The sequence below is a fragment of the Streptomyces botrytidirepellens genome (genome assembly GCF_003721215.1).
In the GTDB taxonomy this organism is placed as follows: domain Bacteria; phylum Actinomycetota; class Actinomycetes; order Streptomycetales; family Streptomycetaceae; genus Streptomyces; species Streptomyces himastatinicus.
Window position 1 is genome coordinate 1 of the sequence record NZ_RIBZ01000201.1, and the last position, 14874, is coordinate 14874.

Genomic DNA, 14874 nt, shown 5'->3' on the forward strand with positions numbered 1-14874 from the left:
CGCGCCCTCCTCGGGCCTCGCCGCGGACGACACGCGGCCATCCCCGCCGCCGGGCCCGCCCCCGCAGTCGCCGCGCCCGGCGCCGGGGGTCGCCCCGGGCGCGTACCACCACTGGGGTCTGGACCGGCCGCTGGACCCGCCGCCGCCCCCACCCGACGTCAAGCCGCCGCTCGTGCCGGACGGGGAGCAGCCGCCGGGGCTGCCGCCGGTCATCCGTCAGGTGGCGACCACCGATCGGGTGGTTTTCCTGACGATCGACGACGGACTGGAGAAGGACCCGCGCTTCATCGACCAAGTCCGGGACCTCGGGTTGCCGTTCACCCAGTTCCTGACGGACCAGGCGGTCGACGGCCACTACGACTACTTCGGGGAGCTGCACCGGCTCGGCGGCGGCGTCGGCAACCACACGCTCACCCACCCCAGCCTGGCCGGGCAGGACTACGGCACCCAGGTCCAGGAGATCTGCGGGCAGCAGGAGAACCTCCGGAACCGGCTCGGCGTCCAGCCGCGCCTCTTCCGCCCGCCCTACGGGGAATACGACGAGACCACCCTGCGCGCGGCGGCCGACTGCGGGCTGGGGCCGGTGGTGCTGTGGCGTGCCGAGATGGAGACCCAGGGGCTGGTCTACCGGTCCGGCGGACGGCTCCAGCCGGGGGACATCGTGCTCGCGCACTTCCGCGGTCCGGAGCAGCTCGACGGGCACACCATGACCGAGATGATCACCGAGCTGCTGCGCGGGATCCAGGCGCAGGGCTTCGCCGTGGCGCGGCTGGAGGACTACGTCTGAGCGGCGGCGGCACGGCGCCCGTGCGGTCCGGCGGCGGCTCGCTTGGCACTCTGGTTGACGGAGTGCTAACCGCGTCATAATGTCAGGGCTGGCACTCGGCACTGCGGAGTGCCAAACACAGCGACGGGCAGGTCCGGCACCCGCGACGACGGATCCACCTGGTCGCCACCTCAGACAGTTAACCCCGTGAGATCTCCGAAGGGGGAGGTCGGATCGTGACGACCGCCAGCTCCAAGGTTGCCATCAAGCCGCTCGAGGACCGCATCGTGGTCCAGCCGCTCGACGCCGAGCAGACCACGGCCTCTGGCCTGGTCATCCCGGACACTGCCAAGGAGAAGCCCCAGGAGGGCGTCGTCCTGGCCGTGGGCCCGGGCCGTTTCGAGGACGGCAAGCGGCTTCCGCTCGACGTCTCGGTCGGCGACGTCGTGCTCTACAGCAAGTACGGCGGCACCGAGGTGAAGTACAGCGGCGAGGAGTACCTCGTCCTCTCGGCTCGCGACGTCCTCGCGATCGTCGAGAAGTAATCACCGAAGTTTTGCCTTGAGCCGCGCCCCGGTGCCCGTGTCACAGATACCCGGGGTCGGGGCGCGGTTCGTTTTTTTGACGCGACGGCGGCTGCCCCCGCACGGCGGCCGAGGATCGCAATGAGAGGACATACGCAACCATGGCGAAGATCCTGAAGTTCGACGAGGACGCCCGTCGCGCCCTTGAGCGCGGCGTCAACAAGCTTGCGGACACCGTCAAGGTGACGATCGGCCCCCGCGGCCGCAACGTCGTCATCGACAAGAAGTTCGGTGCTCCGACCATCACCAACGACGGTGTCACGATCGCCCGCGAGGTCGAGGTCGAGGACCCGTACGAGAACCTGGGCGCCCAGCTCGTCAAGGAGGTGGCGACCAAGACCAACGACATCGCGGGTGACGGCACCACCACCGCCACCGTGCTGGCCCAGGCGCTGGTCCGCGAGGGCCTGCGCAACGTGGCCGCCGGTGCCTCCCCGGCCGCCCTGAAGAAGGGCATCGACGCCGCCGTCAAGGCCGTCTCCGAGGACCTGCTGGCCACCGCCAGCCCGATCGACTCCAAGTCCGACATCGCTGCCGTGGCCGGGCTGTCCGCCCAGGACAAGCAGGTCGGCGAGCTGATCGCCGAGGCGATGGACAAGGTCGGCAAGGACGGTGTCATCACCGTCGAGGAGTCCAACACCTTCGGTCTCGAGCTGGACTTCACCGAGGGCATGTCCTTCGACAAGGGCTACCTCTCGCCGTACATGGTGACCGACCAGGAGCGTATGGAGGCCGTCCTCGACGACCCGTACATCCTGATCCACCAGGGCAAGATCGGCTCGATCCAGGACCTGCTGCCGCTGCTGGAGAAGGTCATCCAGGCCGGCGCCAGCAAGCCGCTGCTGATCATCGCCGAGGACGTGGAGGGCGAGGCCCTGTCCACCCTCGTCGTCAACAAGATCCGCGGCACCTTCAACGCCGTCGCCGTGAAGGCCCCCGGCTTCGGTGACCGCCGCAAGGCCATGCTCGGCGACATCGCGACCCTCACCGGCGCCACCGTCATCGCCGAGGAGGTCGGCCTCAAGCTCGACCAGGCCGGTCTGGACGTGCTGGGCACCGCCCGCCGCGTGACCGTCACCAAGGACGACACCACCATCGTCGACGGCGGCGGCAACAGCGACGACGTCGCCGGCCGCATCGCCCAGATCAAGGCCGAGATCGAGTCCACGGACTCCGACTGGGACCGCGAGAAGCTCCAGGAGCGCCTCGCGAAGCTGGCCGGTGGCGTGTGCGTGATCCGCGTCGGCGCGGCCACCGAGGTCGAGCTGAAGGAGAAGAAGCACCGTCTGGAGGACGCCATCTCCGCGACCCGCGCCGCGGTCGAGGAGGGCATCGTCTCCGGTGGTGGCTCCGCTCTGGTCCACGCCGCCAAGGTGCTGGAAGGCAGCCTGGGCAAGGAGGGCGACGAGGCCACCGGTGTCGCCGTCGTCCGCCGCGCCGTCGTCGAGCCGCTGCGCTGGATCGCGGAGAACGCGGGCCTCGAGGGCTACGTCATCACCTCGAAGGTCGCCGAGCTGGAGAAGGGCCACGGCTACAACGCCGCGACCGAGGAGTACGGCGACCTGGTGAAGGCCGGCGTCATCGACCCGGTCAAGGTCACCCGCTCCGCGCTGGAGAACGCCGCCTCCATCGCCTCGCTGCTGCTCACCACCGAGACCCTGGTGGTCGAGAAGCCGGCCGAGGAAGAGGCCGAGGCCGGTGGCCACGGCCACGGCCACGCGCACTGACGCAAGCCGAGCGCCACGCGAAGGCGCGGCCGCCCCGCAACGGGGTGGCCGCGCCTTCGCGCGTCGCGCGCCCCGCGACGGGGCGCAAGGCCGCTCGACTCCGGCTCGTTCACCCCTTGACCGGGGACCGGCCCACCTTCGAGGAGACGCCCGCCACCGCCGACCGCGGCACCAGCTTCGCCAGCCCCGTCATCGCCTTGTACCGCGGGTCCGGGATCGACAGCGTCTTCCCCCGCGCGAAGTCCTTCAGGGCCGCCGCGACCAGCCGGTCCGGATCCAGCCACATCCAGCTCGGCGCATGGTCCGGCTTGATCCCCGCCCGGGCGTGGAACTCCGTCCGCACCAGCCCCGGGCACAGCGCCATCAGCCGCACCCCCGACCGCGCCAGGTCCTTCGCCGCGCCCTGCGTGAACTGCACGACCCACGCCTTGCTCGCCCCGTACGTCCCGCGCGGGAAGAAGGCGGCGACCGAGGCCACGTTGATCACCCCGCCGCGCCCCCGCGCCCGCATCGTCTGGGCGGCGGCACTGGTCAGCCGCAGCACCGCCTCGCAGTGCAGCTTCAGCATCCGCAGCTCATCGGCGAGCGGCGCTTCCAGATAGCGGCCGTTGTTGCCGAAACCGGCGTTGTTGACGAGCAGATCGACCGGATGCGTACGGTCCCCCAAGCGCTCCTCGACCGCGGCGATACCGGCGTCCTCGGACAGGTCGGCGCGCAGCACCTCCGCCTCGACCCCGTGCCGGTCGTGGAGGTCGGCGGCCTGGTTGCGGAGCCGCTTCTCGTCGCGGGAGACCAGCACCAGGTTGTGCCCGTCGGCCGCGAGCCGGCTCGCGAAGGCGGAGCCGATGCCCGCCGTGGTTCCGGTAATCAATGCAGTCGTCATACGCGCACGTTATCGGCCGGACGATCACTCCGCGCCCGGGCGCCGCGGCCCCGGGCGGCCGGTCCCCTTCCGCCCCGGTCGGCACACCACCCCTTACGCCGTCAAAGCACTGGCGCGATATTCCGGTCCGCACCCAAGTGCCCCTTATGCTCGGGAGCATGATCGAGGCTCGTCACCTGAGGGTGCTGCGCGCGGTGGCCGCCACCGGTTCCTTCTCCGCCGCCGCCCGCGAGCTGGGCTGCACCCAGCCCGCCGTCAGCCAGCAGATGAAGGCCCTGGAGCAGTCCACGGGGACGCCGCTGCTGATCCGTACCGGGCGGGAGATGCGGCTGACCGAGGCGGGCGAGGCGCTCGTACGGCACGCGGCGGGCATCCTGGCCGGGCTGACCGCAGCCGAGGAGGAGGTCGCGGCGCTCGCCGGGCTGCGGGCCGGGCGGGTGCGGCTGGTGTCGTTCCCCAGCGGCAGCTCGACGCTGGTGCCGACCGCGCTCGCCGGGCTGCGCGCCGCCCACCCTGGGACGCGGGTCTCCCTGGTGGAGGCCGAGCCGCCGCGTTCGGTGGAGATGCTGCGCGGGGGCGACTGCGAGATCGCGCTCGCCTTCCGGTATCCGCAGGCCGCGGCGGATGTGGACCCGGCGGCGGGGTGGGACGACCTGGTGGTGCGGCCGCTGCTGCGGGACCGGCTGGTGGTCATGGTCCCGCACGACCACCGGCTGGCCGGGGCCGGGACGGTGGGGATCGGGGAGCTGGCCGAGGAGCCGTGGATCGCGGGCTGCCCGCGGTGCCGGCGCCATCTGGTCGAGGTGTGCGAGGCCGAGGGCTTCACCCCGCGGATCGACTTCGCGACGGACGACTACCCGGCGGTGGTCGGGCTGGTGGGCGCCGGGCTCGGGGTCGCGGTGCTGCCGGAGCTGGCGGTGGAGTGCGTACGGGCCAAGGGGACGGCGACGCTGGAGGTCAAGCCCGCGGTGCGGCGCGAGGTGGTGGCGCTGACGCTGCCGGACCTGGCGCGGGTTCCGGCGGTGGCGGCGACCCTGGACCGGCTGGAGCTGGCGGCGCGGCGCTGATGTGCGTGCCGGCGCGGCGCTGACGCGCGAAAGCCCGCCGATCGTCGGTGGTCACGGTCGGCGGTGGGGGTGGTTGATGGAACGTTTCTTCAGTGAGCGGGGGAGCGGGGATCCCGGTCAGGACCCCGGAGCTCCCGAGGACGCGACCGTGCGATGGCGGGCCCGTCCCATCAGCTCCTCGCGCTCGTCCTCGGTCAGTCCGCCCCAGACCCCGTACGGCTCGCGTACGGCCAGGGCATGAGCCGCGCACTGCGCCCGTACCGGGCAGCGCATGCACACCTCTTTCGCCGACATCTCGCGCGCGCTGCGGGCCGCGCCGCGCTCACCTTCCGGGTGGAAGAAGAGCGAGCTGTCGACACCGCGGCATGCGGCCAGGAGCTGCCAGTCCCACAGATCGGCGTTCGGACCGGGAAGACGGGAGAAATCTGCCATTGCCTTGTCTCCTCGAAGCGATCGGCTGCGGACGCTGTGTCCCGGGTCGTACACCTACTGTGTAAGTAGATGTAAATATGACTCATTGCGAATCTAGCCACACAGACCGGCAAATTGGAAGCAAGGTCGCCAAATGCCACCGAAGGGGGTGACCTTTGGGGGAGACGTGACAGGGCGCGACCTGCGCGGGGAAGCGCCTCCGTGTCCGAGGGCTCACGTAGAGTGTCGAAGGTGGCCGCCGAACCCCGTAACTCTTTCGGGTGACCGTCGTTGAGAGTGCGGAGGCGGTTGATGGGTAAAGCTCTCGGACACATATCCGGGGCTGTCAATCGCTCAGGTGACGATATGTACCAGCCTGGAGGCTCAAGGTGACGCGCATCAGCTGCGGAGGGCGGCCATGACATCCGTCCTCGTCTGCGACGACTCCCCGCTCGCCCGAGAAGCGCTGCGCCGCGCGGTGGCGACGGTGCCCGGCGTCGAGCGGGTGACGACGGCGGCCAACGGCGAGGAAGTCCTCCGCCGATGGGGCGCCGACCGCTCGGATCTGATTCTGATGGACGTGCGCATGCCCGGTCTCGGCGGAGTCGAGACCGTGCGCCGGCTGCTCTCCGCCGACCCCGGCGCCCGGATCATCATGCTCACGGTCGCCGAGGACCTCGACGGGGTCGCCCTCGCCGTGGCCGCCGGTGCCCGCGGCTATCTGCACAAGGACGCCTCACGCGCCGAGCTGCGCGCGACCGTGACGCAGGCCCTCGCCGACCCGACCTGGCGGCTGGCCCCGCGCCGGCTGCGCTCCGCCGAGATGGGCGCCGCGCCCACGCTCACCGCGCGGGAGATCCAGGTGCTGGAGGGCATGAGCCACGGCCGGTCCAACGCGGAGATCGGTCGTGAGCTGTTCCTCTCCGAGGACACGGTCAAGACGCACGCCCGTCGGCTGTTCAAGAAGCTCGGCGCGTCCGACCGGGCCCACGCCGTGGCCCTCGGATTCCGCTGGGGCCTGGTCCGCTAGGGCTTTCATCACATGTCGCGCAGCGGGGGCGCTACGGTCCCCGCCCGCCGGGTGGCGGGCGGGGCGGGAGCGTGCGCGGCACCTGCCGTGACGGCGGCTTGTACCGGTTCCCCGCGCGATGCCGCATCCTTGAGGGTGTGGAGTTCCTCGGGGACGAGTCGGTCGGGCGTGAGGGGAGAGCGCAGGACGTGACGACTACCGGCGCACCTGCTCATAACGCTTCAGCGCACAACTATGGACGCGATGCCACGGAGCCGCCGGGCCCAAGGCACCATGGACGGATGCGCGACGACGAGAGTCCAGGGCCCCCCAAGGGCGGCAGCCCGGGGGCGCCAGGGACCATCGGTGCCCTCGTCGGGCGCGCGGTCGAGGGGGACGAGCAGGCCACCCACGATCTGCTGGCCCATGTCCATCCGCTCGCCCTGCGCTACTGCCGCACCCGGCTGTCCCGACTGCCGGGTGACGCTCGTCATTTCGTGGACGACCTGGCGCAAGAGGTCTGCCTCGCGGTGCTGTGCGCGCTGCCGCGCTACCGCGACACCGGCAAACCCTTCGAGGCGTTCGTGGTGGCCATCGCCTCCCACAAGGTCGCCGATCTCCAGCGGGCGGCCATGCGCCACCCCGGTTCCACGGCGATTCCCTCGGACGAGATGCCGGAGCAGCCGGACGATTCGCTGGGCCCGGAGGAGCGGGCGCTGCTGAGCAGCGACGCGGAATGGGCCAAGAAGCTGCTCGCGAACCTTCCGGAGAATCAGCGTGAGCTGGTGCTGCTGCGGGTGGCGGTCGGGCTTACGGCGGAGGAGACCGGGCAGATGCTCGGCATGTCGCCGGGCGCGGTGCGGGTCGCACAGCACCGGGCGCTGAGCCGGTTGCGCGCACTGGCCGAACAGTAGCGCGGTCGGTCGTTCCGGGCGGCATCACCAGCGGTATTCGTCGGTTGTCCACAGGGCGGAATGTGACACCGGGGATGGCCGTTAGCATGGGAGTCCGCGCTGGGGCAAGACCATTTGGAAGGGTGTCATGACTGACAACGTCGACGGAGTGCCTGAGAAGTTCGCGATGCTCGGGCTGACGTACGACGACGTGCTGCTGCTGCCGGGCGCCTCCGAGGTGCTGCCGAACGCGGTCGACACCTCGTCCAGGGTCTCCCGGAACGTCCGGGTGAACGTACCGCTGCTGTCGGCCGCCATGGACAAGGTCACCGAGGCCCGCATGGCCATCGCCATGGCCCGTCAGGGCGGTGTGGGCGTGCTGCACCGCAATCTGTCCATCGAGGACCAGGCGAACCAGGTCGACCTGGTCAAGCGGTCCGAGTCCGGCATGGTCACCGACCCGATCACGGTCCGGCCGGACGCCACGCTGCACGAGGCGGACGCGCTGTGCGCGAAGTTCCGCATCAGCGGCGTCCCGGTCACCGACGCGGCGGGCAAGCTGCTGGGCATCGTCACCAACCGGGACATGGCCTTCGAGGTGGACCGGGGCCGTCAGGTCCGCGAGGTCATGACCCCGATGCCGCTGGTCACCGGCAAGGTCGGGATCTCCGGTGACGACGCGATGCAGCTGCTGCGCCGCCACAAGATCGAGAAGCTTCCGCTGGTCGACGACGCGGGCGTGCTCAAGGGCCTGATCACGGTCAAGGACTTCGTGAAGGCCGAGCAGTATCCGAACGCGGCGAAGGACGACGAGGGCCGGCTGGTCGTCGGCGCGGCCGTCGGCGTCGGCGACGAGGCGTTCGACCGGGCGCAGGCGCTGGTCGAGGCCGGGGCCGACTTCCTGGTGGTCGACAGCGCCCATGGGCACAGCCGGGGCATCCTCGACATGATCGCCAAGGTCAAGTCCAATGTCCCGGTCGACGTGGTCGGCGGCAACGTCGCCACCCGCGACGGCGCCCAGGCGCTGATCGACGCGGGCGTGGACGGGGTGAAGGTCGGCGTCGGCCCGGGCTCCATCTGCACCACCCGGGTGGTCGCGGGCATCGGCGTCCCGCAGGTGACCGCGATCTACGAGGCGGCCCGCGCGTGCCACGCGGCCGATGTGCCGCTGATCGGCGACGGCGGTCTCCAGTTCTCCGGCGACATCGCCAAGGCGATCGCCGCCGGTGCGGACACGGTGATGCTGGGCAGCCTGCTGGCCGGGTGTGAGGAGTCGCCGGGCGAGATGGTCTTCATCAACGGCAAGCAGTTCAAGTCCTACCGGGGCATGGGGTCGCTGGGCGCGATGCAGACCCGCGGCCAGGCCCGCTCGTTCTCCAAGGACCGCTACTTCCAGGACAACGTGCTCTCCGAGGACAAGCTCGTTCCCGAGGGCATCGAGGGCCAGGTGCCCTACCGCGGCCCGCTGGCCTCGGTCGCCCACCAGCTGGTCGGCGGCCTGCGCGCCTCCATGGGGTACGTCGGCTCGGCGTCCGTGGCGGAGCTGAAGGAGAAGGGCCGCTTCGTGCGGATCACCGCGGCGGGCCTCAAGGAGAGCCACCCGCATGACGTGCAGATGGTCTCCGAGGCGCCGAACTACTCCGGCCGTTAACGCGCGCGACCCCCGCGCGACGGGCTGCGCGCGGGGGGTGGCGATACTGGTACGGCAGAACAAGCCAGCGAAAGGCACCCCACGTGACTGAGATCGAGATCGGGCGCGGCAAGCGCGGCCGCAGGGCGTACGCGTTCGACGACATCGCCGTCGTGCCGAGTCGTCGTACCCGGGACCCGAAGGAGGTCTCGATCGCCTGGCAGATCGACGCCTACCGCTTCGAGCTGCCGTTCCTGGCCGCCCCGATGGACTCGGTGGTCTCCCCGCAGACCGCGATCCGCATCGGTGAGCTGGGCGGCCTCGGGGTGCTGAACCTCGAAGGTCTGTGGACCCGGTACGAGGACCCCGAGCCGCTGCTCGCCGAGATCGCCGAGCTGGACGAGCGCACCGCGACCCGCCGGCTCCAGGAGATCTACGCCGAGCCGATCAAGGAAGAGCTGATCGGGCAGCGGCTGAAGGAGGTGCGCGACTCGGGCGTGGTCACCGCCGCCGCCCTGTCGCCGCAGCGCACCGCGCAGTTCTCCAAGGCCGTGGTGGACGCCGGGGTCGACATCTTCGTCATCCGGGGCACCACCGTCTCGGCCGAGCACGTCTCGGGCGCCGCCGAGCCGCTGAACCTCAAGCAGTTCATCTACGAGCTGGACGTCCCGGTCATCGTGGGTGGCTGCGCCACGTACACCGCCGCGCTGCACCTCATGCGCACCGGCGCGGCCGGGGTGCTCGTCGGGTTCGGCGGCGGCGCCGCCCACACCACCCGCAATGTGCTGGGCATCCAGGTGCCGATGGCCACGGCGGTGGCCGATGTCGCCGCCGCCCGCCGGGACTACATGGACGAGTCCGGCGGCCGCTATGTGCATGTGATCGCGGACGGCGGGGTCGGCTGGAGCGGCGATCTGCCGAAGGCGATCGCGTGCGGCGCCGACTCGGTGATGATCGGCTCGCCGCTGGCCCGGGCCACGGACTCGCCGGGCCGTGGCCACCACTGGGGCATGGAGGCCGTGCACGACGAGGTGCCGCGCGGCAAGCGCATGAACCTCGGCGTGGTCGGCACCACCGAGGAGGTCCTGCTCGGCCCCTCGCACACCCCGGACGGTTCGATGAACTTCTTCGGCGCGCTGCGCCGGGCGATGGCGACCACCGGGTACTCGGAGCTGAAGGAGTTCCAGCGCGTCGAGGTGACGGTGGCCCCGTCGAACGACAAGCGCTGAGCGCACGCACCACGCCATGGGGAAGGCCCCGACCGCATCGCGGTCGGGGCCTTCCTCGTCTGCTGTGCGCGGCCCTGCGGGCGCTTCGGTCAGCGGTTGCTGAGCCGGAACGCGGTACCGGCGGCGGCCACCGGGGAGAGGATCATGAAGATCCAGGTGATCGCGTCGGCGTCTTCCTTCCAGCCGTCGAACAGGTCGCCGAAGTGCTCGAAGAAGATCTCGTTCGCGGACGGGATGTTGGCGGCGTTGGCGGCGGCACCACCGATCTTGTCCACGTAGTTGGAGGCCGCCTCGTTCATGATCATGGCGTAGCCGTACAGCTCGCCGAGGAACACGGCGGCGAGCGCCAGAACCGCGCCGACCACCCACAGCGCCACGTTGCGGCCGCCGAGCTTGAAGACCACGAAGCCGACGAGCGCGCCGAGGGCGACACCCGCGTAGGCGAACTTCGTGACCTCCGGCGGGTTCGAGTCGGTGTCGGCGAGCGAGCTCAGCAGGAACGCGTACGCCACCGCACCGATGAGAGCGGCCACGATGGCGGCACCGACAGCGGCGAGCGGGTTGCCCTGGCGGCCCACCTGCGGCGCGGGCGGCGGGAAGCCGCCACCGGCGAACTGCGGCTGGGGAGCGCCGGGCTGCGGCTGCTGGGGCTGCGCCTGCGGGTAGCCGTAGCCGGGCTGCGGCGCGGCGGGCTGCTGCGGGTAACCACCCTGCTGCTGCGGGTAACCGCCTGGCTGCTGCGGCTGCTGCCAGTTCTGGCTCATGAAATCCCCCGGGGATGAAGGTGATTCGCGTTCAGGGACAGCCGTGACCGAAGGTGCGGCGACAGCGGGAACGCGAATGATTCGAGCCATAAAGTAACAGGAGTGCATGACAACCAGACAAGTCGCGTCTGGGGTCCGTGACACGCCTGGGACCAGACAGAGACATGGTGTCCCGGTAAAGGCGGATATTGATCCGCTATGCGGCGAGACGCCTGGTGACCGGTAACTCTCGGTGTCCGCAACGGTGGTACGCCGACCCTGGCCGCAACGCGGTAGTGCGGATCCGCACGGTGGAGCGAATCTCAGCGCTGACAGGACAGAATCCGGCATAAGCAATAATGTCAACTTATGGCGCAGAACAAGTCGTTCACTGGGCGAGACATGGGCATCGACCTCGGCACCGCGAATACGCTGGTGTACCTGCGGGGCAAGGGCATCGTGCTCAACGAACCGTCGGTCGTGGCGGTCAACACGACCGACGGCAATGTGCTGTCGGTGGGTTCGGCGGCAAAGGAGACCATGGGGCGGACCCCGACGAACATTGTCGCCGTTCGACCGCTCCGCGATGGGGTCATCGCCGATTTTGAGGTCGCCGAGCGCATGTTGCGGTACTTCATCAAGAAGGTGATGGGCAGCCGTCGGCTGGCCCGCCCCCGCGTCGTCGTCTGTGTACCGTCCGGCATCACCGGTGTCGAGCGGCGCGCGGTGATGGAGGCCGCGACCCAGGCCGGGGCGCGGCAGGTGCATCTGGTCGAGGAGCCGATCGCGGCGGCGATCGGCGCGGGCCTGCCGGTCAGCGAGCCCACCGGCTCGATGGTCGTCGACATCGGCGGCGGTACGACGGAAGTCGCCGTCGTCTCGCTGGGCGGCATCGTCACCGCGCGCTCGGTGCGCACGGCGGGCGACGCGATGGACGTCGCGATCAGCACGTACGTCAAGAAGCAGTACGCGCTGGCCATCGGCGAACGGACCGCCGAGGAGATCAAGGTGTCCATCGGGTCCGCATCGCCGACCGGCTCGTGGTCGGCGCCGCGCGCCGGAGTGGCCGTCCGGATGACCGAGCGCAACGTCGAAGTGCTCGACAACGGTGACAACGAGGACACCCAGGCGCTGCTGCCGCCCGACCGCTGCACCATCCGCGGCCGGGACCAGGCCACCGGACTGCCCAAGGTCCTCGAACTCACCGCGGACGAGGTGCGGCACGCGCTCGCCGAGCCCGTGGACAGCATCGTCGCCGCCGTCCGGTCCACGCTGGACGAGACCCCGCCGGAGCTGGCGGGCGACATCATGNGACGAGACCCCGCCGGAGCTGGCGGGCGACATCATGGACCGCGGCATCGTGCTCACCGGCGGCGGCGCGCTGCTGCGCGGTCTGGACGTACGGCTCGGCCGCGAGCTGGACATCCCGGTGCTGGTCGCCGACGACCCGCTGGACTGCGTCGCCGTCGGCACCGGCCGCTGCGTCGAGGACTTCGCCTCGCTGCGGGCCGCGATGGACGCCAGCCCGCGCCGCTCCGACACCGTGCGGGTCTGACGCCGCACCGTCCGACGCCGTGCGGATCTGACGCCGCACCGTCCCACCATCGGGCCGCCCTGGCGTGCGGCCCGGGTGCCGCCGTGGTGGGCTGGTGAGCGGGCCGGTTGTCGGGCCGGTGGGTCAGGCGGGAGGTACGGCGGCCAGGTGACGGCATGGGCGCGGGCGTACGGGCGGACGATCGCCGTGGCGGTCGCGCTGCTCCTGCCCGCCGGGCCCGCCACCGCGGCCACCCCGTCCGTGCGCGCGCCCGCCGTGCGGCATGCGCCTGCCGTCCGGGACGCGCCCGCCACCCGGGACGCCCCCGCCCCGCACCCGTACCCGCTCGACGTCGAACTGCGGTCGCTCAGCCCCGCCGTGGTCCGCCACGACGGCGAGGTCAGGATCAGCGGCACCGTCACCAACACCTCCGGGCGGCGCGTCACCGGCGCCCACATCGGCCTGCGCATCGGCGCGGCCGGGGCCGCCGACACCCGCGGCGCGCTCGCCGTCCACGCCGGGCGCACCGTCCTGACCCGCGCCGACGGCACGGAACTCACCGCCCACACCGCCCGCCTCGCCCGGCTCGACGCCCACGCCCGGCGCCGCTTCGACCTCACCGTGCCCGTCTCCGGCCTCGGGCTGGAGGGCGCGGGCGCGTATCCGCTCACCGTGACCGCGGCCCGTCCGGACGGCCGGGTGCTCGGCCTGGCCCGCGGCCAACTGCCCGTCTACCCCGACGGCACCGCCCTGGAGCGGCTGCGCACCACCGTCCTGTGGCCCGTCACCGACGTTCCGCACATGGAGGCGCTGACCCGGCGCACCGGCGACGACAGCGTGCTGCCGGTCTTCCGCGACGACGCGCTGACCGCCGCCTTCGGCCCCGGCGGGCGGCTGCGGCGACTGGTCGAACTGGGCGAGGACCAGCCGGTGACCTGGGCCATCGACCCCGATCTGATCGTCCAGGCCCAGGCCATGACGCGCGGCTACCGGGTGGCCCGCACGCCCGGCAGCAGCGACCCCCAGGAGGCCGGGCCGGGCAGGGGCGGCAAGGCGGCGGCGGGCTGGCTGGCCGCGCTGCGCAAGGCGGTGCGCGGCCGCGACGTGATCGTCCTGCCGTACGCGGACCCCGACCTGGCCTCGCTCGCCCGCCGCGGCGACCCGGCGCTGGCCGCGCTGCTGCACCGCGCGTCCGCCACCGGCACCGCCGTGGTGAACCGGGCGCTGGACGTCCGCGCCCGCGACGGGGTGGCCTGGCCCGCGGCCGGTGTGCTGGACGCCGGGATCGCCGGGTACGCGCGGCGGCTCGGCCTGGACACGGTGCTCGCCTCCGGCGAAGGGCCCGGCCCGTACGGCGCTTCCCTCGTCGCCGGGGGCGCCACGGACGACGGGGCGGTCGCGCTCGGCGGCGGGAGCACCGCGCTGACGTACGACGCGACCATCGCCTCCCTGCTGTTCCGCAGCCACCCCGCCGCGGGCGCCGCCGGCGAGCCCGCCCGGCTCGCGCTGCGGCAGCGGCTGCTGGCCGAGACCCTGACGGCGGTACGGGAGCTGCCGTACGCGGCGCGCGACCTGGTCGTCGTACCGCCGCGCCGGATGCCGGTCGGGATCGCGCGGACGCTGCTGTCGGCGCTGGCCGCGGGTCAGGAGGCGGGCTGGCTGGAGCCGTCGCGGTTCGAGGTGGCGCTGCGGGAGCCGGAGGCGGGGGAGTTGCGGGACAGCGGCGGCCGTCCGGCCGGGCTGCGCGCCTCCGAGCTGCCCCCGGAGCGGCTGGCCGCGGTCACCCGGGACCGGCGGCGGCTGCGCGCGCTGGCGAAGGTGCTGTCCGACGCCCGGGCCACGGTGGCGTCGGTGCGCGCGGCGCTGGCGCGGTCGGTGTCCACGGGGTGGCGGGGCGACGCGGCGGGGGCGCGCGCGTACCAGGAGGGCGTGGCCCGCTATCTGACCGCGTCGATCGCCTCGGTGCGGTTGGTGCCCAAGTCGAGGGTGGTGGTGACCGGCGGCTCCGCGACCATCCCGGTCACGGTCGCCAACGGGCTCCAGCAGGACCTCACCGGCGTCGAGCTGCGGGTGCTCTCCAGCCGTCCCGAGCGGGCCCGCGCGGTCGACCGTGCCGTGGCCGTGCGGGCGTCGCGGGCGGTGAGCCGTACGGTACGGGTCCGGGTGAGCGCCCACGCGAACGGGCCGGTGCGGCTCACCGCCCAGCTCTACACCCGCGACGACGGGCGGCCGTGGGGAGCGCCGATGACGTTCACCGCCGATGTGCGCTCGGTGCCGTCGGGCGCGGTCGCCTTCGTGGCGGTCGGGCTGGGCCTGATCGCGCTGGCGGCCGCCCTGCGCCTGCGGACCGCCCGCCGCCGGGCGGGTGTCGGCCGCGGTGGGCGGTGACGCGGCGCCA

12 protein-coding genes and 1 pseudogene are annotated in these 14874 nt (G+C 72.1%); 10 read left to right on the plus strand and 3 right to left on the minus strand.

All coding sequences use genetic code 11. From position 1 onward, the window contains the following. The 3 genes from EEJ42_RS15430 to groL form a co-directional block, all read left to right on the plus strand. Positions 1 to 787 (plus strand): polysaccharide deacetylase family protein (locus EEJ42_RS15430; RefSeq protein WP_123100519.1); only part of this gene is annotated, 787 nt, incomplete at its 5' end. Between the two features lie 215 nt (positions 788 to 1002). After that, entirely contained in the window at positions 1003 to 1311 is a 309-nt protein-coding gene (groES, locus tag EEJ42_RS15435; protein ID WP_123100520.1) for a co-chaperone GroES, read from the plus strand. A gap of 140 nt (positions 1312 to 1451) precedes the next feature. Beyond that, entirely contained in the window at positions 1452 to 3077 is a 1626-nt protein-coding gene (gene groL, locus EEJ42_RS15440) for a chaperonin GroEL (protein WP_063736845.1), read from the plus strand. A 109-nt stretch (positions 3078 to 3186) separates the two neighbouring features. On the opposite strand, the gene EEJ42_RS15445 is transcribed toward groL, so the two are convergent. Beyond that, positions 3187 to 3960 carry an SDR family NAD(P)-dependent oxidoreductase gene (locus EEJ42_RS15445; protein WP_123100521.1) on the minus strand — a complete coding sequence of 258 codons (774 nt, stop codon included), beginning with the start codon at positions 3958 to 3960 and terminating at the stop codon, positions 3187 to 3189. A 158-nt stretch (positions 3961 to 4118) separates the two neighbouring features. Here EEJ42_RS15445 and EEJ42_RS15450 point away from each other — a divergent pair, with 158 nt between their 5' ends. Then, positions 4119 to 5027: a LysR family transcriptional regulator gene (locus tag EEJ42_RS15450; RefSeq protein ID WP_123100522.1), complete on the plus strand. Its 909-nt coding sequence runs from the start codon at positions 4119 to 4121 to the stop codon at positions 5025 to 5027. 117 nt (positions 5028 to 5144) lie between these two features. Here EEJ42_RS15450 and EEJ42_RS15455 read toward each other — a convergent pair whose 3' ends face one another. Next, on the minus strand, positions 5145 to 5459 hold the full coding sequence (locus tag EEJ42_RS15455) for a WhiB family transcriptional regulator (RefSeq protein ID WP_055557379.1): 315 nt from the start codon (positions 5457 to 5459) through the stop codon (positions 5145 to 5147). Positions 5460 to 5856: 397 nt separating this feature from the next. On the opposite strand from EEJ42_RS15455, the gene EEJ42_RS15460 reads away from it, so the two are divergent. The 4 genes from EEJ42_RS15460 to EEJ42_RS15475 all read left to right on the plus strand — a co-directional run bounded on the left by EEJ42_RS15460 (position 5857) and on the right by EEJ42_RS15475 (position 10199). Continuing rightward, the gene (locus EEJ42_RS15460; protein WP_003948568.1) at positions 5857 to 6468 is read left to right on the plus strand and encodes a response regulator transcription factor; all 612 of its coding nucleotides are present in this window, start codon (positions 5857 to 5859) and stop codon (positions 6466 to 6468) included. Positions 6469 to 6749: 281 nt separating this feature from the next. Beyond that, positions 6750 to 7361: a sigma-70 family RNA polymerase sigma factor gene (locus tag EEJ42_RS15465; RefSeq protein ID WP_123100523.1), complete on the plus strand. Its 612-nt coding sequence runs from the start codon at positions 6750 to 6752 to the stop codon at positions 7359 to 7361. Positions 7362 to 7488: 127 nt separating this feature from the next. After that, on the plus strand, positions 7489 to 8991 hold the full coding sequence (gene guaB / locus EEJ42_RS15470; protein WP_123100524.1) for an IMP dehydrogenase: 1503 nt from the start codon (positions 7489 to 7491) through the stop codon (positions 8989 to 8991). 83 nt (positions 8992 to 9074) lie between these two features. Continuing rightward, complete coding sequence (locus EEJ42_RS15475; protein ID WP_063736842.1) at positions 9075 to 10199, plus strand: GuaB3 family IMP dehydrogenase-related protein; 1125 nt, start codon at positions 9075 to 9077, stop codon at positions 10197 to 10199. Between the two features lie 89 nt (positions 10200 to 10288). On the opposite strand, the gene EEJ42_RS15480 is transcribed toward EEJ42_RS15475, so the two are convergent. Continuing rightward, a complete protein-coding gene (locus tag EEJ42_RS15480; protein WP_246096746.1) occupies positions 10289 to 10963 on the minus strand; it encodes a hypothetical protein in 675 nt (224 codons plus the stop codon). 348 nt (positions 10964 to 11311) lie between these two features. On the opposite strand from EEJ42_RS15480, the pseudogene EEJ42_RS15485 reads away from it, so the two are divergent. Both EEJ42_RS15485 and EEJ42_RS15490 read left to right on the plus strand, forming a co-directional pair. Beyond that, positions 11312 to 12497: pseudogene (locus tag EEJ42_RS15485) on the plus strand (rod shape-determining protein). A 147-nt stretch (positions 12498 to 12644) separates the two neighbouring features. Further along, entirely contained in the window at positions 12645 to 14864 is a 2220-nt protein-coding gene (locus EEJ42_RS15490; RefSeq protein ID WP_184503102.1) for a DUF6049 family protein, read from the plus strand. The last annotated feature ends 10 nt before the right edge of the window (positions 14865 to 14874 follow it).